The sequence below is a fragment of the Sphingomonas sp. ABOLE genome, assembly GCF_003950455.1.
Taxonomy (GTDB): domain Bacteria; phylum Pseudomonadota; class Alphaproteobacteria; order Sphingomonadales; family Sphingomonadaceae; genus Sphingomonas; species Sphingomonas trueperi.
Genome location: NZ_QQWY01000024.1, coordinates 19,108 through 38,543 on the forward strand (window position 1 = coordinate 19,108; position 19,436 = coordinate 38,543).

The following is a 19,436-nucleotide window of genomic DNA, read 5'->3' on the forward strand; positions in this document are numbered from 1 at the left end:
CGCTACAGAGCGCGCGTCATGAAACGTCCCCAGCTTTCCGTCGTCGTCCCCTGCTACAACGAAGAAGCATGTCTCGACATGCTCCATGGCCGCGTCAGCGCCGCCGCGCGCGCCGCAGTCGGCGAGTCGTATGAAATCGTCTTCGTCAACGACGGGTCGCGCGATCGCAGCTGGGAGGTGATGCAGCGCCTGTCCGCCGCCGACCCGCACCTCGTCGCGATCAACCTGTCGCGCAACCACGGCCACCAGCTCGCGCTCACCGCGGGCCTGGACCTGTGCGCCGGCGAGCAGATCCTGATCATCGACGCCGATCTGCAGGACCCGCCCGAGCTGCTGACCGAGATGCGCGAAACCATGGCCGCGCAGGGCGCCGACGTAGTCTATGCCGTGCGCCGCAAGCGCGAGGGCGAAAGCCTGTTCAAGAAAGCGACCGCCGCGATCTTCTACCGCATGCTCGATCGCATCACCGACACGCCGATCCCGCTCGACACCGGCGACTTCCGCCTGATGAGCCGGCGCGCGCTCGATGCGCTGTTGTCGCTGCCCGAACAGGCGCGCTTCATCCGCGGCATGGTCGCCTGGATCGGCTTCCGCCAGGTGCCCTTCGTCTATGACCGCCATGAGCGGCATGCGGGGGAGACCAAATACCCGCTCGGCAAGATGATCCGCTTTGCGCTCGACGCGATCACCGGCTTCTCGACCGCACCCCTGCGCTTCGCCAGCCATGTCGGGTTGCTGCTGACGGCGGCCTCGGTGCTGCTGATCCTCTACATCCTGATCGCCTGGGCGATGGGGCACGCGATCCAGGGCTGGACATCGACCATGCTGGTCGTCGTGATCCTGGGCGCGGTGCAGATGTTCGTGCTGGGGATGATCGGCGAGTATCTCGGCCGGCTCTATGTCGAATCAAAGCGCCGGCCGTTGTACCTTATCGCAGATGTCGCGGGGCCGGTGCAGGCGCATGCCTCGCTGGGGTACCGCCAGCAGGATTCGGGGACGATCAGCGTGTCGCCTCAGGCCCGGCACAACGACGCGGCGGAGTGAAATCTTCTATTCCCCCTCCCGCTTGCGGGAGGGGAGAAAAGGACGCAGCGCTACCTCAGCCCTTCGGCTCGGCGATCACGATGATCGACAGCCCCGGCGGCATCGGCAGACGGCCGAGCAGATGCCGCTCCAGCCCGAAGATCGTCTCGAACGCCTTGTTGAGCACGGCCGGCGGCGGCGAATCGTCGCTGTCGTCCTTGCCCATCAGCTTGCCGGCGAAGCGCGCTGCCACCGCTACCGGGAACAGCAGCGAGTTGAACCAGCGCAGCTTGCGCCACTTGAGCCCCGCCTTTTCCAGCGATGCCAGCAGCGTGGCCTTGGAATAGCGGCGCTTGTGGTGATTCACCACATCGTGCGCGCTCCACATCCACTGGTGCGCGGGCACAGTGATCAGGATCTTGCCGCCGGGCTTGAGCACGCTGGCCATCGCCTTGAGCGCGGCCACGTCGTCCTCGATATGCTCGACCACGTCGAGCACCGCGATCAGGTCGTAGCTGCCGGGCTGCACCCCGGTCAGCTCGGGCAATGGCGAGGCGCCCACCGGCTTGCCCAGCCGCGCGCTGGCGATCGCCCGCGCCGCCGGATCGATCTCGATCGCGTCGACCTCGCCGAACGCGCCGAGCATCGGCAGATTGTGCCCGGTGCCACAGCCGATCTCGAGGATCTTGGCGTCCTTCGGCACCGCGCCGTAGCGCGCCAGATAGTCGGCGAGGATGTCGCGGCGGGCGCGGTACCACCAATGGGTGGAGTCATGCGCCGCCATGCGGTCGTAAACGATACGGTCCATTCAGCCGAAAACCCACAAGCGATTGAGTGCGAAAGTCGCGAAAGGCGTGACGAGCACCGCCGGCACCAGCGGCCACCAGGTGGGCCCATGGATCCAGGGGCCGGTGAGCAGCCAGGTGAAGCCCGCGTTGAGCACCATGCCCGTCGCCTGTACGACGAAGAATCTCAGTTTCAGCGCCGCATTTTCCTCGGCGCCGTGCCCCTGGAAGCTCCAGCGGCTGTGCATGAAATAGCCGAACACCACCGCGACCAGAAAGCCGGCCACCGAAGCGGCGACCGGATGGATCACATAGGTGGCCAGCGGCCAGTAGACGGCGGCATAGACCACCGTCGAGAGCCCGCCGACGATGACGAAGCGGATCAGCTGGCCCAGCACCCCGCTGGCCCGTAATGCTTCCACTCGCTGCAATACCGCCGTCATCTCGCTTGCCCTCTGACCGGCGCTCGCCCTAATGCGCGGCAGCATCCGAGGAAAGCGATTTTGACGGCCAACATTCAGCGGCTTTTCCGCCTTCGAGACGAATTCGACCGCCACTGGCTGCTCTGGACGCTGGTCGCCTGGGCCTGCGTGACGGTGTGGTTCCTCGTCCAGCGCCAGGGCAACATCTACTGGCTGACGCTGGGCGACACCGACGACAATATGCGGTTGATGCAGGTCCGCGCGCTGCTGGCGGGCCAGGGCTGGTACGATCTGCGCCAGTACCGGATGGACCCGGCGCTGGGCGGATTCGACATCCACTGGTCGCGGATCGTCGACCTGCCGATCGCCGGGCTGATCCTGCTGCTCAAGCCCTTTGTCGGCATGGCCACGGCAGAGAAATGGGCGTGTGGGCTCGCCCCCCTGCTGCCGCTGTCGATCACGATGACCGGGCTCGCGCTCACGGTCCGCCGCCTCGTCTCGCCCTTCGCCTGGCCGATCGCGCTGGTGCTGCTGGTGAGCGTGTGCACCACGACGCTGCCGATGTACGCGCCGCTGCGGATCGACCATCATGGCTGGCAGCTCGCCGCACTGGCGATGACGGTGGCCGGCATTGCCGATCCCAAGGGCGCGCGCGGCGGCGCGGTCGTCGGCCTCGCCAGCGCCTTTTCGCTGTCGATCGGGCTGGAGCTGCTGCCCTTCTGCGCGATGGCCGGGGCAATCCTCGCGCTGCGCTGGGTGTGGGACGCGGCCGAGCGGGCCCGGCTGATGGTCTATGGCCTCACGCTGGGCGGCGGCTCGGCGATCGGCTTCGCGGCCTTCGCCTCCTATGCCAACCAAGCGATGCGCTGCGACGCGCTGACGCCGGTGTGGCTGAGCGTGCTGGTCGCCGCCGGCGCGCTGCTGGTAGTGCTGACGCTGGCCAACCCCGCCGCGCGCTGGGTGCGGCTGGCGCTGGCGGTGGTTGCCGGCGGGCTGATCGTCGCGGGCTTCGTCCATTTCTTCCCGCAATGCCTCGGCCGTCCCGAGCAAGTCTCGGACGAGCTCTACAAGACCTGGCTCTCCAACGTCCGTGAAGCACGGCCGATCTACCGCCACCCGGCGGACGTCGCCGTACCGGTCGCGATCGTCGCGGGCCTGGGGCTGCTCGGCGCACTGCTCGCGGTATGGCACGCGCGGCGCAGCGCCAAGCTGGTCGGCTGGGTCGCGGTCGCGCTGTTCACGGCCTTCGCCGCCGCGATGCTGCTGTGGCAGATGCGCGCGGCGCCGGGTGCGCAGCTGCTCGCGGTGCCCGGGATCACCGCGCTGATCTGGATTCTGGTGCCCCTGCTCGTGCGGCGGGGTCCGCTCTGGGTGCGGATCGGCGTGGCGGTGCTCGCCTTTGTGGGCGTCGGCGTGGTCGCCAGCGGGGTGAAGATGCCCTGGGCGAACAAGACCGCGCCCAGGCCCGGCAGCGACAAGGTGCGCCAGGCGAACATCGCCTGCACCCGCACCTCGCAGCTGCGCACGCTGAACGCAATTCCCGCCGCGACGATGTTCACCCAGGTCGATCTCGGGCCCCGGCTGATCGTGGTGACGCACCACAATGCCGTTGCCGGGCCCTATCACCGCAACGGCCAGGCGATCCTCGACGTCCACCATGCCTTTACCGGCACGGCCGACGGCTTCCGTCCGATCGCGGCGCGCCACAAAGCGGCCTATCTGCTGCTCTGCCCGAACATGGCGGAAACCACCGTCTACCGCTCGCACAACCCGGTCGGCTTCTACGCCCAGCTCGCCAAAGGACGGGTACCGGACTGGCTGGAGCCAGTGGCATTGCCCGACGGCTCGCCCTACAAACTGTGGAAGATCCGCTACCAGGGACAGTGACCCCGCGCCCGGATGGACGAAAGGGGCATGGCGCGGCTACAGCAAGGCCCATGCCCGCAACCCCCACCTGGCCGCCGCAATCCGCCCCTCGCCTGTTCGTCGAAGGCCCGCTCGAATCCGGCCTGCGCCGGATCGACGGACCCCAGGCGCATTATCTGGGATCGGTGATGCGGCTGAAGCCTGGCGAGGCGGTGAAGCTGTTCGACGGCACGAGCGGCGAATGGCTCGGCATCGCCCGCGACGTCGGCAAGCGCGACCTGACGCTGGAGATCACCGAGCAGCTCCGCCCGCACGAAGCCGTGCCGGACCTGTGGCTCTGCGCCGCGCCGATCAAGAAGGGTCGCATCGACTGGGTGGCCGAAAAGGCGTGTGAACTGGGCGTCGCGCGCCTCGTGCCCGTCCTCACCCGCCGCACCGTGATCGACCGGCTCAACCTCGATCGCCTGCGTGCCCACATGATCGAGGCCGCCGAGCAATGCGGCCGCACCGCGCTGCCCGAACTGGTCGAGCCGGTGAAGCTCCCCGCCCTGCTCCGCGACTGGCCGGCCGACCGCGCGATGTTCTTCGCCGACGAAACGGGCGGCGTGCCCGCGCTGGAGGCGATGCGCGCCCATCCCGGCCCCGCCGCGATCCTCGTCGGTCCCGAGGGCGGATTCGACGCCGAGGAACGCGAATCGATTCGCGCCGTTTCGCAGGCGATCGGCATCGCGCTCGGCCCCCGTATCCTGCGCGCCGAGACCGCGGCGGCGGCGGCGGTGAGCCTGTGGATGGGCGCCGCGGGCGACTGGTAAACCGAACGGTACAAAAATCCGCTGGCGTCGTTTCGTCGGCATCGCTAGAGGCGCGAAAATGAGCACCAAGACCGTTTCGACCAAGACCGCGGCGGTCATCGAGGATCGCGCCCAGCTGGTCGAGTATTTCGCCAAGGGCGAGAAGCCGGCGGAGCGCTGGCGCATCGGCACCGAGCATGAGAAGTTCGTCTACTGGATGGACGGCAGCCACCGCGCGCCCAGCTATGAAGAGCGCGGCGGCATCCATGCGCTGCTGATCGGCCTCACCGAATTCGGCTGGAAGCCGATCTATGAGGGCGAGCACATCATCGCGCTCTCCGGCCCCGATGGCGCAATCAGCCTGGAGCCCGCCGGCCAGTTCGAGCTCTCGGGCGCTCCACTCGAAAACCTGCACGACACCTGCGCCGAAACCGGCCGCCACCTCAAGCAGGTCAAGGCCGTCGGCGACCGGCTCGGCATCGGCTTCCTCGGCATGGGCATGTGGCCGGACAAGACCCGCGCCGAGCTGCCGATCATGCCCAAGGGCCGCTACGCAATCATGCTGCGCCACATGCCGCGCGTGGGCTCGATGGGGCTCGACATGATGCTGCGCACCTGCACCATCCAGGTGAACCTCGACTATGCCAGCGAAGCCGACATGGCGAAGAAGTTCCGCGTCGGCCTGGCGCTCCAGCCGCTGGCAACCGCCTTGTTCGCCAACTCGCCCTTCACCGAGGGCAAGCCCAACGGCTTCCTCTCGTACCGCAGCCACATCTGGTCGGACACCGATCCGGCGCGCACCGGCATGCTGCCCTTCGTGTTCGAAGACGGCTTCGGCTACGAACGCTATGCTGACTATGCGCTCGATGTGCCGATGTACTTCGTCTACCGCGACGGGAAATATATCGATGCGGCAGGCCTCAGCTTCCGCGACTTCCTGAAGGGCGAGCTTTCGGTCCTGCCGGGCGAGCTGCCGACGATGGACGACTGGGCCGATCATCTCTCCACCGCCTTCCCCGAAGTGCGGATGAAGCAGTTCCTGGAGATGCGCGGCGCCGATGGCGGCCCTTGGGGCCGAATCTGCGCGCTGCCGGCCTTGTGGGTGGGCCTGCTCTACGATTCGGGTGCGCTCGATGCTGCCTGGGACCTGGTGAAGGGCTGGTCGATGGACGGCCGCGAGGCGCTGCGCAGCGCGGTGCCGAAGCTCGCGTTGGATGCACCGCTGCCAGGCGGCGGCAAGCTGGCCGACATTGCCGGCGAGGTGCTGAACATCGCCGGCGCGGGGCTCCAGGCGCGCGCCCGGCTCAACGGCTCGGGCGACAACGAATCCGGCTTCCTCGATCCGCTGCGCGAGATCGTGCGGACCGGCAAGGTGCCGGCGCAGGTGCTGCTCGATCGCTATCATGGCGACTGGCAGGGGGACATCACCCGGGTGTATGGCGAGGCGAAGTTCTAGCCTCCCGTTGCCCGGCGACATTCCGACATGGTATATACCTCGTCAGTATCGCTTACGAGGTTGCCATGTCGAAAGCCGCCGTGTTCACGATGAAACTCGAACCCGATTTGCGGGATGCGTTCATGGCAGCGGCCGAGGCAGCGCATCGACCCGCCTCGCAAGTTGTTCGGGAACTGATGCGCGAGTTCGTCCAGCAGCAAGAAAATGCCGAAGCCTATCGCGCGTTCGTCACCCACAAGGTGGAGCTTTCGCGCGCGTCGATCCGTCGGGGCGAAGGCCGTAGCAACGAAGAAGTGGAAGCCGCGTTCGCCGCACGTCGCGCAAGGGTAACTGACGCCCAGTGAACGTCCGCTGGTCGACCGAAGCGGAGCAAGACCGCGCGGCGATCTGGGACTATATCGTCGCACGCGACCGACAGGCAGCCGTGCGCATCGACACGTTGATTCGTGATTTCGCCTCCAAACTCGCGGATTTCCCATTGCTCGGACACCCGGCAGACGTGCCCGGAACGCGCGAGTTCACCCCGCATCGCAGCTATCGATTGATCTATGAAATCGCCGAAGACGCGATCTGGATCGTCGCTGTGATTCACACGGCGCGGCAATGGCCGCCGCTGGAGCTGTGAATAAACTGCTGTAACGCTGCCCCGCCATCCCCCTCCCGCAAGCGGGAGGGGGATTTAGCGAGGAACAGCCTCAGACGGTCGGCTTGCCGTCCACCCGCGCCGGCACAGCCGTACCATCGCGCACATCAGCCGGGAGCAGTGCTTCCGGCAGGTCCTGGTACGACACCGGGCGCAGATACCGGTCGATCGCCAGCGTACCCACCGAGGTGCTGCGGCCGTCCGAGGTCGAGGGGAACGGCCCACCATGGACCATCGCGTCGGTCACCTCGACGCCGGTCGGCCAGCCATTGGCGAGGATGCGGCCGGCCAGGCGCTCCAGCGACGGCAGCAGCTCCTGCGCGACGGCGACGTCGCCCTCGTCCATGTGCAGCGTGGTGGTCAGCTGGCCTTCGAGCAGCGAGACGACTTTCTTCAGCTCGTCGACGCTGGCGCAGCGCACCAGCAGCGAGGTCGCGCCGAAAATTTCCTCGGCATGGCTCGGATCGGCGATGAAGTCCGCACCCTGCATCGTGAACAAGGCCGCGCGGCCGCAGGTCGGGCCCTGCGCTTCGACGCCCTGCGCAAGCTGTTGCACGGTCGAGACGCCGGCGAGCTTCGCCACGCCGCTCTCATAGGCCTTGTGGATGTTCGGCGTGAGCATCACCTGCGCCGGCGCGCCGAGCATCGCTTCGCTGGCCGCCGCCAGGAAGCGCTCCAGCGCCGGGCCTTCCAGCGCCAGCACGAGGCCAGGATTGGTGCAGAACTGGCCCGCGCCCATCGTCACCGAGGCGACATAGCCCTTGCCCAGCGCCTCGGCGCGGGCTTCCAGCGCTGCCGGCAGCAGGAAGACGGGGTTGATGCTGCTCATCTCGGCATAGACGGGGATCGGCACCGGACGGCTCTGGGCGATCTTCACCAGCGCGAGGCCACCGCCGCGCGAGCCGGTAAAGCCCACCGCCTTGATCCGCGGATCGCTGACCAGCGCGCTGCCCAGCTCGTTGGCGGTGCCGGCGACCATCGAGAACACGCCTTCCGGCATGCCGGTCTTCTCGGCCGCGCGGGTGATCGCGGATGCGACCAGCTCGGCCGTGCCCGGATGCGCCGGGTGGCCCTTCACCACCACCGGGCAGCCGGCGGCGAGCGCCGAGGCGGTGTCGCCGCCAGCGGTCGAGAAGGCGAGCGGGAAGTTCGACGCGCCGAACACCGCGACCGGCCCCAGCGGCACCATGCGCAGGCGCAGGTCGGGCTTGGGCAGCGGCGCGCGATCGGGGATCGCGTGATCGATGCGGACGCGCAGATAGTCGCCCAGGCGCAGTTCCTTGGCGAACAGGCGCAGCTGCCCGGCGGTGCGGCCGCGCTCGCCCTGCAGGCGGGCCTGGGGCAGGCCGCTTTCCTGCATCGCGCGCTCGATCAGCTCGTCGCCCAGCGCCTCGATTTCTTCGGCGATGGCTTCGAGGAACTTGGCGCGTTCCTCGCGCGACAGGCTCGAATAGGGCAGGAACGCAGCCTCGGCGGCAGCGCAGGCGGCGTCGACGTCTTCCAGCGTCGCCGTGCTGAAGCTGGGTTCGATCTCGCTGCCGGTAGCGGCGGCAACGGCGCGGAAGCCGGCGTCGCGGGCGACGCGCTTCGATGCGATGAACAATTCTCCGGTCAGCGCCATGATGAGCTCTCTCTCCGATCGACGAGGATGATTCTGAAACTGGGCGTTAGCGGTACCAAGACCGCCTGCGCGACTTAGGGGCCGCGCAGGCGCGGTTCAACCACGGAGTGGGGCACGCGTCAAATGTCGGAGTAAGCTGCGGTGCCGATCGCCCTGCCGTCAGCCGCAGCGGCGATCGGCATAGAGCGCCTGCCACTTTCGTCCACGCAGTTCCTCGATACGCGCACCGTTGCGGCGCAGCGCGACCTGGCCGAACAGGCCGCTCTTCACGTGGCACTGGTTGAAGAACACGGTCAGCGCACAAGCCGCCTTGCTCGTATGGCCGATCAGCTTCCAGTCGCCGGTAAAGCGATAGCAGGCGCCGACGCCGCTGCTCTGCCAATGGTGGCTGCGCTCCAGCTTCTGCAAGTCGACGAGTTTGCCCGCCGCATCCTCCTCGGGCTTGCGCACGGGCGCCACCGGCACCGGTGCCTCGGGCGTCGGCTTGGCGGCCGGGAGCGCAGCGGGCGATGCCGCCGGGATCGGCGTCGGTACGGGAAGCGCAGCGCCCCTGGAAGCCGGTTCAGGCATTTCCACGCGGGGGCCTTGCGAAGCCGCCGGCGACGGACGCGGCACGGCAGGGGCTTGGGGGACGGTGCGCGCAACCTGCCTTGCCGGCGGCGGAGCGGCGGGCGGATGCGACGCGGGTGCGGCGACGAGCCACCATGCGCCCCCGGCGACCGGCAGCGCGGCGAGCGCCCAGATCCCCTTGCCGCGCCGCCGCTTCGGCGCAGGCGCGGGCCTGGGAGCGGCGGCCGGTCGCTTCGGGGCAACCGCGACGGCGGGCGCCGGCACCGCGCGCACCGGCGCGAACACGGCTTCCGGGGCGGACGGCACGGCAGGCGCCGGGACGGGTGGAAGCGATGCGCCGGCCGCATCCTCCTCCGGCAGCACCAGCGAGTCGAGGAACGCCAGCACCTCCGCCATCGAGCGGATCCGCTCGGCGGGGTTCGGCGCGAGCATCTTGCGGAGCAGCGGCACCAGCGCCGGCGGCAGGCCGTCGCAATCGGGCAGCTGGCGGCGGCGTTCGACCGCGTCCGCCAGCGTGTTCCCCATCGCCGGCGCCTTGCCGCGCGCAAAGGCGAGCAGCACCAGGGCGGTGCTGTACACGTCCGTCCAGGGACCGACATCGCGACCGAAGTCGCCGAACTGCTCGGGCGCGACATAGCCGAGCTTGCCGGCAAAGCCCTCGCCGACGACGGTCTCGCCGCCGATATCGAGGCTCTTGGCGATTCCGAAATCGATGATCTTCGCCCGCTCGATCGCCCCGCCCGGCAGCAGCACATTGTCCGGCGACATGTCGCGGTGGACCGCGCCATGTTCGTGCGCCGCCAGCAGTCCCGCGGCAAGCCGGCGCGCCAGGATCGCGATCTCGGCCGCCGTCGGCAGCAAGCCCCCCAAGTGCGCCGAAAGCGGCTCGCCGTCGATGAAGTCGGTGACGATGTAATAGAGATCGAGCATCGGATCGCGCGCCAGCACGCGGTACTGCACGATCGCCGGGTGGGCGATCTGGGTGAGCACGCGCGCTTCCTTGCGGAACATCGCGATGATCTTGTCTTCCTGCGCCAGGTGGCTGCGGATCGCCTTGATCGCGACGCGCTCGTCGCTCTCGACGTTGATGCCCTCGAACACCTCGCCCATGCCGCCGCGCGCGATGAAGCGATCGACCCGATAGATGCCGTTGAGCACGTCCCCGGGCACAAGGCTGGCGCCGCGGCGACCGCCGCCGCCGGCGCCCGGCAGCGACCCGCCCGCGCTGGGCTCGATCGCGACGACGGTGCGATCGTCGCCGGGCCCGTCCTTGTCGGGCATCGGTTCCATGCTCACTCGGCCGCCAGCGCGGGGAGGTCGGCACCGTCGCCGTCGAAGCGATAGGTGAAGCCGTCGCCGTCGACACCGACATGGATCGCCGTCACCGCCGTGCCGGCGATCTGCCGCTCGATCAGGCCCAGCGACAGATCGGGGAGCAGCGTGTTGGTGAGGATCGCATCGATCATGCGGCCGCCCGAGGCGACCTCCTCGCAGCGCGACACGATCAGGTCGATCGTCGCCGGCGCCACGATCAGCGCCGCGCCATGATGCTCCGCCACACGGCGGATGATGCGATCGAGCTGGAGCCCCACAATTTGCCGCAGCATCGCCGGCGAGAGGGGCAGATAGGGCAGAACGCTCAACCGCCCGAGCAGGGCCGGCGGGAACACCTGGAGCAGCGCCGGGCGCAGCGCCCCGGCGAGCGCCTCGGGCGCTGGCGCCGTCTCCTCATCCTCACACAGGCTGGCGATCAGGTCGGTGCCGACGTTCGAGGTGAGCAGGATCAGCGTGTTGCGGAAGTCGATATACCGGCCCTCGGCGTCTTCCATGTAGCCTTTGTCGAACACCTGGAAGAACATCTCGTGGACATCCGGATGCGCCTTCTCGATCTCGTCCAGCAGCACCACCGAATAGGGCCGCCGCCGCACCGCTTCGGTGAGCACCCCGCCCTGGCCATAGCCGACATAGCCAGCCGGCGCGCCCTTCAGCGTCGAGACGCTGTGCGCCTCCTGGAATTCGCTCATGTTGATCGTGATCAGGCTGTCGTCGCCCGAATAGAGGAGTTCGGCAAGCGCATGCGCGGTCTCGGTCTTGCCGACGCCCGAGGGTCCGCAGAGCAGGAACACGCCGACCGGCTTGTCCGGATTGTCGAGCCGCGCGCGGCTGGTGCGCAGCCGCCGGGCGATCGCCGCCATCGCATGGTCCTGCCCGATCACGCGGCGCTGGAGCCGGGCCTCCATCTCGAGGATGGCGGTGAGTTCGTCCTGGACCATCCGCCCGACGGGAATCCCGGTCCAGTCGGCGACCACGGCGGCGACCATCTCCTCGGTCACCTCGCCATGTACCATCGCGCGGTCGCCGCGTGCGGCGTCGGCGGCTTCAAGCGCGACATCGAGCGCGGCGTCGCCCCCGTCCGCCAGCGCGGCGCGTGCCTCGGCGACCGCCGCGACGGCCGCGCGCTCGCCCGCCCATTGCTGCTCGAGCGCGGCGAAGGTCGCGCGGGCTTCAGCCAGCGCCTGTTGCAGTGGCGCGATCCGCCCGGCATTGGCATAGCGCCCGGCCGCCTCGCGCTCGGCGATGCCCAGTTCCACGTCGAGCAGTTCGATGCGGCGGCGCGCATCCTCCACCGGCGCGGGCGTGGCATGCTGCGAAACCGCGACGCGCGCGCTGGCGGTGTCGAGCAGGCTTACCGCCTTGTCCGGGAGCTGCCGCGCCGGGATATAGCGCTGCGACAGGCGCACCGCCGCGGCGACGGCCTCGTCGAGCACCACGACCCGGTGGTGCTCTTCCATCAGCGGCTTGACCGAGCGCAGCATCGCGATCGCGGTCTCGATATCGGGCTCGCCCACCGCGATCGGCTGGAAACGCCGGGTGAGCGCCGGATCCTTCTCAAAATACTGGCGATACTCGGCCCAGGTGGTCGCGGCGATCGTTCGCAACTGCCCGCGGGCGAGCGCCGGCTTGAGCAGGTTCGCGGCGTCGCCGGTGCCGGCTTGGCCGCCCGCGCCGATCAGCGTGTGCGCCTCGTCGATGAACAGGATGATCGGCTTGGGCGAGGCCTCGACCTCGTCGATCACTGCGCGCAGCCTCTTCTCGAACTCGCCCTTCACCCCCGCACCAGCCTGGAGCAGCCCGATGTCGAGCGCGTGGAGGGTGACCTCGGCGAGCGCGGGGGGCACATCGCCATCGGCGATGCGGCGCGCCAGCCCCTCGACGATCGCGGTCTTGCCCACCCCGGCCTCGCCGGTGAGGATCGGGTTGTTCTGGCGGCGGCGCAGCAGGATATCGATCGCCTGCCGGATCTCGGCATCGCGGCCGACGATCCGGTCGATCGCGCCGGTACGCGCGCGTTCGGTGAGGTCGACCGCGTAGCGGGCCAGCGCGCTTTCTTCCGTCGCCGGAGCCTGCGTGTCCGACAGCGCCACCGGCTCGGTCCCCGCAGCCTCGGTCGAGTGGCGGACGATGTCGGCGAAGTCGGCGCCCAGCCGCTCGGCGGAAAGCTTGCGCCATTCGGCCGAAGTGGCGTGAAGCAGCCCGCGCAACGTCGGCGTCTTGAGCATCGCCAGCAGCAGATGCCCGGTGCGCACGCGCGGCGCGGCGAACATCAGCGAGGCGAACAGCCAGCCCTTCTCGATCACTTCCTCGATCTGCGGCGCGAAGTCCGAGATCGCGCTGGCACCGCGCGGCAGCCGGTCGAGCGCCTCGGAAAGATCCGCCGCCAGCCGGGCATCGTCGATGGCGAAGGCGCGGCGGATCGCCGCCACGTCGTTGCCGGCATCCTGCACCAGCACGTGCAGCCAGTGGACCAGCTCGACATAGGGATTGCCGCGCATCCGGCAGAAGCCGGTCGCGGTCTCGATCGCCTTGAGGGCGGTGGGGTTGAGGCGTCCGAACAGCGCCGACCGGCTGATCTCCGTCACGTGATGGTCTCCTTGGAAAGGGTGCGGGCGAGCCGCCGGGCGCTGGGGCCGAGCCTGGCATCGGCGCGGGTGCCGCCGGGCGCCGCACGCCCGGTCCAGCCGCTCCAGCCGAGCCGGGCGCCGCCGCCCAGCCGTGCCGGGCGGATCGCCTCGGCCGACACGGCGAGTTCGACGTCCCATTCGAGATGCGGCGGCGCGAAGGCATCGAGCGCGGCGACCAGCAGCGCATAGCGCTGGCCGCCAGGCAGGAAGGCGGCATGGTCACGCGGATCGCGGATGGTGAGTTCGACGCGGAAGGCATCCTGCCAGGTCCGCACCCGGCCGCCCGCCATCGCATCCTGCCCCAGTCCCGCGCAGCGGCCGCCGAGCCGCGTGCCGTCCTCCGGCTCGACCGCACGCCAGCGCGGCACGAACTCGCGGATCCGCACCGGCACGCGGAGCAGGTCGGCGAGCGCATCCTGCAGCCCCGCCGGGCTACGCGGCGATACGAACAGCGCGGCATGGCGCAGCCGGGCCGCGGGCGGAAAGGCGCTGTCCGCGCGCGCGCCGTCCTGCGCGCCGGTCAGCGCGGCGACGCGATCGGCGAAGCGGTCGTCGGCCGGGCGATCGGCGCTCGCCGCCGGGCTGGTCGACGCCCAGGCGCGGTAGAAGAGCTGCAGCATCCGCCCGGCAAGGACGTCGAGAAAGCTGCCATAGGGCTGGGTGCGCGAATAGCGCTGCTCATAGGCGGCAAACTCGCTGAGATGGAGCGGCAGCGGCCCCATCGGCCCGGTCAGCCCCAACCATTGCCCGGCGACCGTCGCGCGGCCGTCTTCCACCCGGATCGCATCGAGCGTGGCGGCGGGAAAGGCGAGCGACGGCGTGTGGGTGAGCGTCGCGATGTCCTGCGCGGGCAGCTTCGCCTCGCCGATCCGCGGCAGGCCCGGCGCACGCGCCTCCGCCCCGCGCAGCAGCGCGAGCGGACCCAGCCGGCGCAGTTGCTGCGCGGCGCGGGCGAAATAGCTCAGATGGTCGGACGGCGGCCGATGCGCGCGGGCCATTGCGCCAACCTCCCTTGCTGGAGGGTCTCGAACACCGTTTCGGTGAAGCTGTTGACCGCGGCGAACTCGCTCAGGAAGCGCTCTAGCACCGCCCCGAACACGAACATGCGGCCATTTTCGAACGCCGCCTCGTCGAGGGTGACGCACAGTTGCTGCCCGCGCACGAAGCCGGGCTGCGCGCCCGGCACGCGGCGCGAGACGGGATGCGCGGTGACCGAGCGCACCCCATCCACCTGCCGTCGCAGCGCCGGATCGTCGACGCGGCCGTAGAGCGCGAGATGGCTCTGCAGCACGTCGGGACTGCCGTCGGGATCGCTGGCGAAGCCGGTGTAATTGGGGGTGAGGTGGCTGATCACCCGCCACGCCGCATCGCCGATGCCGAGCGGCGGCCGCGGCGGCGTCGGCGCGCGCAGCATCGTGATCGCGCGCACCGGCAGGCCCTCGCCCGACAGCGCCGCGCCGGTGCCGCGCACCAGCGCGGGCAGCTCGCGATTGGTGACGAGCGCGCGGACCGACAGTTCGCCGATCTCCTCGATGCGATCGGGCCGGCCGGGGGCGGTCAGGCTGATCCAGGTCTCGGTGCCGGTATAGTCACCGCGCCGCCGCGCGCGCTGCTCGCGGGTCGAGAGCCGCCGGTAGCGCAGCCGCGGCACGTAGAAGATCGCCTCGCTCCAGTCATAGAGCATCCCGGCGAAATCGTGCAGCGGCAGCACCGGCTGGACATCGTCCGCCTCGCGGCCATGCGCCTTCACGTCGAGCAGCCGCCACACCTCGTAGTTGAGCGGGCGGGTGCGATCGGCGATCACCTGATGCTCGTGCTCGAACCCGCGCAGCGGCACGCGGTCGAGCTGCTTCTCGAACAGGTTGATCGCCGGCGTCGCGAACAGCCGGAAATTGGCCGAGGACAGCGCGCCGGCGAGCGCCGGCGCGGCGCGGCGGAGCAGGATCACGACGTCGCACGTCTCGCCTTCGCAGGCGGCGAAGGCGGCGCGGAGCCCTTCGAGGCGGGCGAACAGGAAGCGCTCGGGGCAGGCGAAATATTCGCCGAGCAGCCGATAGCCGCGGTGCGAACGCCGGTCGTTCGGCAGCAGCGCATGCGCCTCGTCGAAGCCATGCTGCGCCGGTACCGGCAGGCGCACGCCGCCGGCCGCGCCCGATTCGGGCGCACGGGCGACGACGGCGACGGCATCGCCGATCAGCTGGCGAAACACTTCGCCCGGCACGCTGCCCGCCCCGTCGAGATAGAGCGGGAGATCGTCGACCGGCAGATCGGCCAGCCGCATTCCCTCGGTCGTCCCCAGCCGCAGCCGGATGCCGGCCTCGATCGTCTCCCCCGCCCCCACCGCGGTGAGGAACGGCGCGACGGCGGCGCGCGAACAGAGATACTCCGCCTCGACCACGCGGAGCGGCCAGAGCGTCACCGCATGGCCGGTGACGAACTGGACGGAGGAGTTGTCCCGATCGGCGGCGAGCGCGCGCAGACGCGTGCCGCGCGGCACGGCGACGCCTTCTGCCAGGGCCCCGTCGCCGGCATGCGGCTCGAACCCGGCGATGCAGATCGACGGCGTCGGCGCGAGATAGTGCGGCTGCACCACCTGCAGCAGATGCTGGGTGAAATCGGGAAACTGGTCCTGCAGCTTGAGCTGCACGCGCGCCGCGAGGAACGCCACGCCCTCCAGCAGCCGCTCCACGTGCGGGTCGACTTCGCCCGAGGCGTCGAGCCCCAGTCGGCCGGCGACGGTCGGGTGCTCCTCGCCGAATTCCCGCGCGGTTTCGCGGAGATAGACGAGCTCGTCGTTATACGCCTGAAGGAGCCGGGGATCCATCACTGCTCCCGGAAGGCGACCGCGCCGGTTTCGATCTCGACGTCCGAGCGGAACTCGACCGGCAGCGCGGCGACCGCGCTCACCAGGTCGCCGCGGATCACGAAGCCGACGCTGCTGGCGCGGGTGCGATCGGGATCGACCTCGACCTCGAGGCTGCCGCGCGCCACCCGCGGCTCGAACCGCGCCACCGCCTCGCGCATCTCGCGCGCACGCGATTGCACGCCCGGCCGGGTGAGCAGGCTGCCGGTCAGGTCGGCAAGGCCGTAGTTGAGGACGGAACTCGCCACTTCGGGCGCCGCCGAGAGATCCTCGGCCGAGGCGAGCGAGATGGTGTTGAGCAGCCAGTTGAGCTCGCGCAGCACCGTCGTGCGGAGCGCGGCCTCGTTGAACCGCTCGATCCGGGGCACGGTGTAGAAGCGCAGCGAGGTGCGATCCATGCCGCGCACCTCCACCGACTCGTCGCGCAAGCCATCGAGCTCGAGATCGGCGACAAGCTTGTCGAACAGCGTCGGGTTGATCCGCCGCGTCATGGCTGGGGATCGAAGCGGATGCGGCGGAAGCCTAGGATGCCGATGTCGGTGCCGTCGCTGGTGGTCCAGAGGTGCTGGCCCAGGCCGTGGACGGCGTCCTCTGCCTCGTGCCATTCGGTACGCCGCGCGAGCCGCAGGGCGCCCTCCTCTTGCACTTCGGTGCCGGGATAGCGCACCGGCAGCAGCGCGGCGATCCCGGCACCGTCGCGCAGGCGGATCTCGGCGGGGAGCCATACCAGGTCGCGCAGGTCGACCGGCCCTTCGCTGGTGATCTCCGCGACCGCCGCGAACGGGATCAGCCCCCAGCGCCCGGCCACGACCGCCTCGAACATCGGCCCGAAGCGACTGTCGGCGTCGAACAGATAGTCGAAGCGGTGGCCGTCGATCTCGCCGGGCATATCGGGGCTGCCGTCGAGCGCGTGCCGGCGCAGCAGCCCCGCATCCGGCCCCACCGCGGCGAGCGCATCGACGAACACTTCCGCCCAGGCCTCGCCGCCGGCGAGCAGCGGCGCGCGTTCCTCGCCCGCCATCGCCGCGGCGCGCAGCCGCTCCGCCTCGATCGCCTGGCCATAGGCGACCGACAGCATCTGCGCCTCGGGCGAGAGCTGCGCCAGCGCGCGGAGCTGGCTGCGCGCGCCGTCCCATGCGCCGTCGATGCACAGCATCTGGCACAGGAACATCCGCGCGCGCTGGTCGCCGGGGGCGTTACGCACCACGGCAGCCAACGCCTGCCGCGCGGCGACGAGATCGCCCGAGGCGAGCTGCGCCGCGATAGCCCGTTCCTGCGCGACATCGGCTGGCATCATCTTGGCTCTCTTGCTGGTCGATGAAAAAGGGACGCCGCGCCTTCATGCCGAGGCGGATGCGGAGCGCCCGAAGACCGATCAGGCGCTGGTGTTCTTCAGGATGTCCCACTTGAACTCGGGCGCGCCGCCGGCCGTGCCGTCCTTGGTCTGCTCCTTGTAGGTCATGTGCATCTTCTCGAAATTGAGCGACACCATCTCCGTGGTGCGCTCGTCGCCGCTGCTGCCGCCGTGCTGGATGTTCGAGACGAGCACTTCCTCCATCACGATGGTGAGATACTCCAGCGGGCTGTCGCCGCCCGCCTTGCGCATCGTGAGCGTCGCCTTGGTGATGTGCTTGCCCTGCGCGCAGCTGAGCATCAGCGGCATCGAGGCGAGGTCGACGAACTTGGTGACGGTAATATCCTGGAAATTGGCTTTGCCGGTGCCCGCACCGCCGCCCATGTGCGCGGTGCCGACATTGCTCATGCCCCAGTTCCAGCCGATCACGTCGATCTCGGCAGGATGCTTTGCGTCCTTCGACTCGCCGTTGATGCCTTCGAGCTTCAGGAAAATATCGACAGCCATGATTCATCCTTGATGGGTTTGAAGCGGGAGAGAGGAAGAGGGAGGTTGGGCGGGCCCGCGGCTCAGTTGCCGGACTTGGGCAGCCGCGAGACCATGCTCAGCGACACGTCCATGCCCTCGAGCTGATAGTGCGGGATCATGCGGAACAACCCGCGATAATAGCCGGGGTTCTCGGGGTCCGGGATCACCTCGACCGACGCCTGCTTCAGCGGCTTGCGCGCCTTGGTATCCTCGGTCGAGAAGTCGGGCTGGACGTCGACATATTGCATGATCCAGCTTTGCAGGTCGCGCTCCAGCACCGGCGCCTCGCGGCTGCTGCCCACCCAGTCGCGCACCATGCACTTCAGGTAATGCGCGAAGCGGCAGCTGGCGAAGATGTAGGGCAGCCGCGCCGAGAGGTTGGCGCTCGCCGTCGCGTCCGGATCCTCATAGGCCTTGGGCGCATGCAGCGTCTGCGCGCCGATGAAGGTCGCATGGTCGGTGTTCTTGCGGTGAACCAGCGCCATCAGCCCGGCCTTGGACAGTTCGGCCTCGCGCCGGTCCGAGATCGCGATCTCGGTCGGGCACTTCACGTCGAGCCCGCCTTCGTCGGTGGGAAACAGCGCGGTCGGCAGATCCTCCACCGTGCCGCCCGATTCCACGCCGCGGATGCGCGTGCACCAGCCATAGGTCTTGAACGCCTCGGTGATCCGTACGCCCAGCGCATAGGCGGCGTTGAGCCAGAGATAGTTGTCGTGATCGCCGTCGACCTCTTCCTCGAAGGCGAATTCCTCGACGGGGTCGGTGTTCGCGCCGTAGAGCGGGCGCCCAAGGAAGCGCGGCAGCGTCAGCGCCATGTAGCGGCTGTCGTTCGAGGCGCGGAACGAGCGCCAGGCCATATAATCGGTAGCGTCGAACTGCTTGGCGATGTCGCGCGGATTGGCGAGCTCGCGCCAGCTGTCCATGCCGATCAGCGCCGGGGCCGCCGCCGCCAGGAACGGCGCGTGCGCCGCCGCGCCGATCTTGGCGAGCCCCTTCATCACTTCGATGTCGGGGCCGCTGTGATCGAACTGATAGTCGCAGACGATCGCGCCGTACGGCTGGCCGCCCAGCTGGCCGAACTCGGCCTCGTAGATGCGCTTGAACAACGGGCTCTGGTCCCACGCCGCGTCGCGATACTGGCGCAGCTGGCGGCGCGTCTCCTCCTTGGAGACGTTGAGCACGCGGATCTTGAGATCCTTGCCGGTCGACGTGTTGCCGACCAGGTACCACAGCCCGCGCCACGCCGACTCCAGCTGCTGGAATTCGGGATGGTGCAGGATCGCGTTGACCTGCTCGCTGAGCTTGCGATCGATCGCCGCCTTGAGCGCGTCGACCGTCATGTAGACGTCCTCGCCGATCACCGCGGCGTCGGCGAGCGCCTGCTCGGCGAGCGTCTTCACCGCTTCCTCGATGCGCGCGCGCTTGCTGTCCGAGCCGGGCTTGAACTCGCGCTGGAGCAGCATCGCGAACGTGTCCGCGGCGCCGTCTTCCGTCAGCTGGACGCGATCGTCCTGCTGCGTTGCTTGCTGGGCCATCTGTGCCTCCTGAATCC

17 protein-coding genes are annotated in these 19,436 nt (G+C 69.3%); 6 read left to right on the top strand and 11 right to left on the bottom strand.

The features are described from left to right. Positions 1–18 precede the first annotated feature (18 nt). Positions 19–1,044: a glycosyltransferase family 2 protein gene (locus CA234_RS15200; RefSeq protein WP_125974724.1), complete on the top strand. Its 1,026-nt coding sequence runs from the start codon at positions 19–21 to the stop codon at positions 1,042–1,044. Positions 1,045–1,099: 55 nt separating this feature from the next. Here the strand turns inward: CA234_RS15200 and CA234_RS15205 are convergent, their stop codons facing one another. Together CA234_RS15205 and CA234_RS15210 are read right to left on the bottom strand one after the other, a co-directional pair. Then, positions 1,100–1,831 (bottom strand): class I SAM-dependent methyltransferase, encoded by a 732-nt coding sequence (locus tag CA234_RS15205; RefSeq protein ID WP_125974629.1) that lies wholly within the window; start codon positions 1,829–1,831, stop codon positions 1,100–1,102. Further along, entirely contained in the window at positions 1,832–2,251 is a 420-nt protein-coding gene (locus CA234_RS15210; RefSeq protein WP_206431211.1) for a GtrA family protein, read from the bottom strand. Between the two features lie 60 nt (positions 2,252–2,311). Between CA234_RS15210 and CA234_RS15215 the strand changes: the two genes are divergently transcribed. From CA234_RS15215 to CA234_RS15235, 5 genes are all read left to right on the top strand, one after another. Then, entirely contained in the window at positions 2,312–4,117 is a 1,806-nt protein-coding gene (locus CA234_RS15215; protein ID WP_126002104.1) for an AcrB/AcrD/AcrF family protein, read from the top strand. 50 nt (positions 4,118–4,167) lie between these two features. Next, positions 4,168–4,908, top strand: coding sequence for a 16S rRNA (uracil(1498)-N(3))-methyltransferase (locus CA234_RS15220; RefSeq protein WP_126002105.1), 741 nt, complete (start codon positions 4,168–4,170; stop codon positions 4,906–4,908). A 58-nt stretch (positions 4,909–4,966) separates the two neighbouring features. Next, a complete protein-coding gene (locus CA234_RS15225) occupies positions 4,967–6,343 on the top strand; it encodes a glutamate--cysteine ligase (protein WP_126002106.1) in 1,377 nt (458 codons plus the stop codon). 65 nt (positions 6,344–6,408) lie between these two features. Beyond that, positions 6,409–6,687: an antitoxin of toxin-antitoxin stability system gene (locus tag CA234_RS15230; RefSeq protein ID WP_125974637.1), complete on the top strand. Its 279-nt coding sequence runs from the start codon at positions 6,409–6,411 to the stop codon at positions 6,685–6,687. Further along, entirely contained in the window at positions 6,684–6,968 is a 285-nt protein-coding gene (locus tag CA234_RS15235; RefSeq protein ID WP_125974639.1) for a type II toxin-antitoxin system RelE/ParE family toxin, read from the top strand. The genes CA234_RS15230 and CA234_RS15235 overlap by 4 nt, the downstream gene beginning before the upstream one ends. 70 nt (positions 6,969–7,038) lie before the next feature. On the opposite strand, the gene CA234_RS15240 is transcribed toward CA234_RS15235, so the two are convergent. The 9 genes from CA234_RS15240 to tssC form a co-directional block, all read right to left on the bottom strand. Beyond that, a complete protein-coding gene (locus CA234_RS15240) occupies positions 7,039–8,607 on the bottom strand; it encodes an aldehyde dehydrogenase (NADP(+)) (protein WP_125974641.1) in 1,569 nt (522 codons plus the stop codon). Between the two features lie 159 nt (positions 8,608–8,766). Next, on the bottom strand, positions 8,767–10,467 hold the full coding sequence (locus CA234_RS15245) for a serine/threonine-protein kinase (protein ID WP_167712680.1): 1,701 nt from the start codon (positions 10,465–10,467) through the stop codon (positions 8,767–8,769). 2 nt (positions 10,468–10,469) lie between these two features. Further along, a complete protein-coding gene (tssH, locus tag CA234_RS15250; RefSeq protein ID WP_125974645.1) occupies positions 10,470–13,097 on the bottom strand; it encodes a type VI secretion system ATPase TssH in 2,628 nt (875 codons plus the stop codon). Continuing rightward, on the bottom strand, positions 13,094–14,137 hold the full coding sequence (gene tssG, locus CA234_RS15255) for a type VI secretion system baseplate subunit TssG (protein ID WP_125974647.1): 1,044 nt from the start codon (positions 14,135–14,137) through the stop codon (positions 13,094–13,096). The genes tssH and tssG overlap by 4 nt, the downstream gene beginning before the upstream one ends. Beyond that, positions 14,101–15,963, bottom strand: coding sequence for a type VI secretion system baseplate subunit TssF (tssF, locus tag CA234_RS15260; RefSeq protein WP_125974649.1), 1,863 nt, complete (start codon positions 15,961–15,963; stop codon positions 14,101–14,103). Before tssF ends, tssG begins: the two co-directional genes overlap by 37 nt. After that, complete coding sequence (gene tssE, locus CA234_RS15265; protein WP_125974651.1) at positions 15,963–16,493, bottom strand: type VI secretion system baseplate subunit TssE; 531 nt, start codon at positions 16,491–16,493, stop codon at positions 15,963–15,965. The genes tssF and tssE overlap by 1 nt, the downstream gene beginning before the upstream one ends. After that, positions 16,490–17,299: a type VI secretion system accessory protein TagJ gene (locus tag CA234_RS15270; RefSeq protein ID WP_241213532.1), complete on the bottom strand. Its 810-nt coding sequence runs from the start codon at positions 17,297–17,299 to the stop codon at positions 16,490–16,492. Before CA234_RS15270 ends, tssE begins: the two co-directional genes overlap by 4 nt. Before the next feature lie 78 nt (positions 17,300–17,377). Further along, entirely contained in the window at positions 17,378–17,863 is a 486-nt protein-coding gene (locus tag CA234_RS15275) for a type VI secretion system tube protein Hcp (protein WP_125974653.1), read from the bottom strand. Positions 17,864–17,925: 62 nt separating this feature from the next. Beyond that, positions 17,926–19,419 (bottom strand): type VI secretion system contractile sheath large subunit, encoded by a 1,494-nt coding sequence (tssC, locus tag CA234_RS15280; RefSeq protein ID WP_125974655.1) that lies wholly within the window; start codon positions 19,417–19,419, stop codon positions 17,926–17,928. Between the last annotated feature and the right edge of the window lie 17 nt (positions 19,420–19,436).

Excerpts from the sequence above, each read along its gene's own strand:
- CA234_RS15200 (WP_125974724.1), top strand. The coding sequence starts at position 19 with ATGAAACGTCCCCAGCTTTCCGTCGTCGTCCCCTGCTACAACGAAGAA.
- CA234_RS15205 (WP_125974629.1), bottom strand. The coding sequence starts at position 1,831 with ATGGACCGTATCGTTTACGACCGCATGGCGGCGCATGACTCCACCCAT.
- CA234_RS15210 (WP_206431211.1), bottom strand. The coding sequence starts at position 2,251 with ATGACGGCGGTATTGCAGCGAGTGGAAGCATTACGGGCCAGCGGGGTG.
- CA234_RS15220 (WP_126002105.1), top strand. The coding sequence starts at position 4,168 with ATGCCCGCAACCCCCACCTGGCCGCCGCAATCCGCCCCTCGCCTGTTC.
- CA234_RS15225 (WP_126002106.1), top strand. The coding sequence starts at position 4,967 with ATGAGCACCAAGACCGTTTCGACCAAGACCGCGGCGGTCATCGAGGAT.
- CA234_RS15230 (WP_125974637.1), top strand. The coding sequence starts at position 6,409 with ATGTCGAAAGCCGCCGTGTTCACGATGAAACTCGAACCCGATTTGCGG.
- CA234_RS15240 (WP_125974641.1), bottom strand. The coding sequence starts at position 8,607 with ATGGCGCTGACCGGAGAATTGTTCATCGCATCGAAGCGCGTCGCCCGC.
- CA234_RS15245 (WP_167712680.1), bottom strand. The coding sequence starts at position 10,467 with ATGGAACCGATGCCCGACAAGGACGGGCCCGGCGACGATCGCACCGTC.
- tssG (WP_125974647.1), bottom strand. The coding sequence starts at position 14,137 with ATGGCCCGCGCGCATCGGCCGCCGTCCGACCATCTGAGCTATTTCGCC.
- tssF (WP_125974649.1), bottom strand. The coding sequence starts at position 15,963 with ATGGATCCCCGGCTCCTTCAGGCGTATAACGACGAGCTCGTCTATCTC.
- tssE (WP_125974651.1), bottom strand. The coding sequence starts at position 16,493 with ATGACGCGGCGGATCAACCCGACGCTGTTCGACAAGCTTGTCGCCGAT.
- CA234_RS15270 (WP_241213532.1), bottom strand. The coding sequence starts at position 17,299 with ATGATGCCAGCCGATGTCGCGCAGGAACGGGCTATCGCGGCGCAGCTC.
- CA234_RS15275 (WP_125974653.1), bottom strand. The coding sequence starts at position 17,863 with ATGGCTGTCGATATTTTCCTGAAGCTCGAAGGCATCAACGGCGAGTCG.
- tssC (WP_125974655.1), bottom strand. The coding sequence starts at position 19,419 with ATGGCCCAGCAAGCAACGCAGCAGGACGATCGCGTCCAGCTGACGGAA.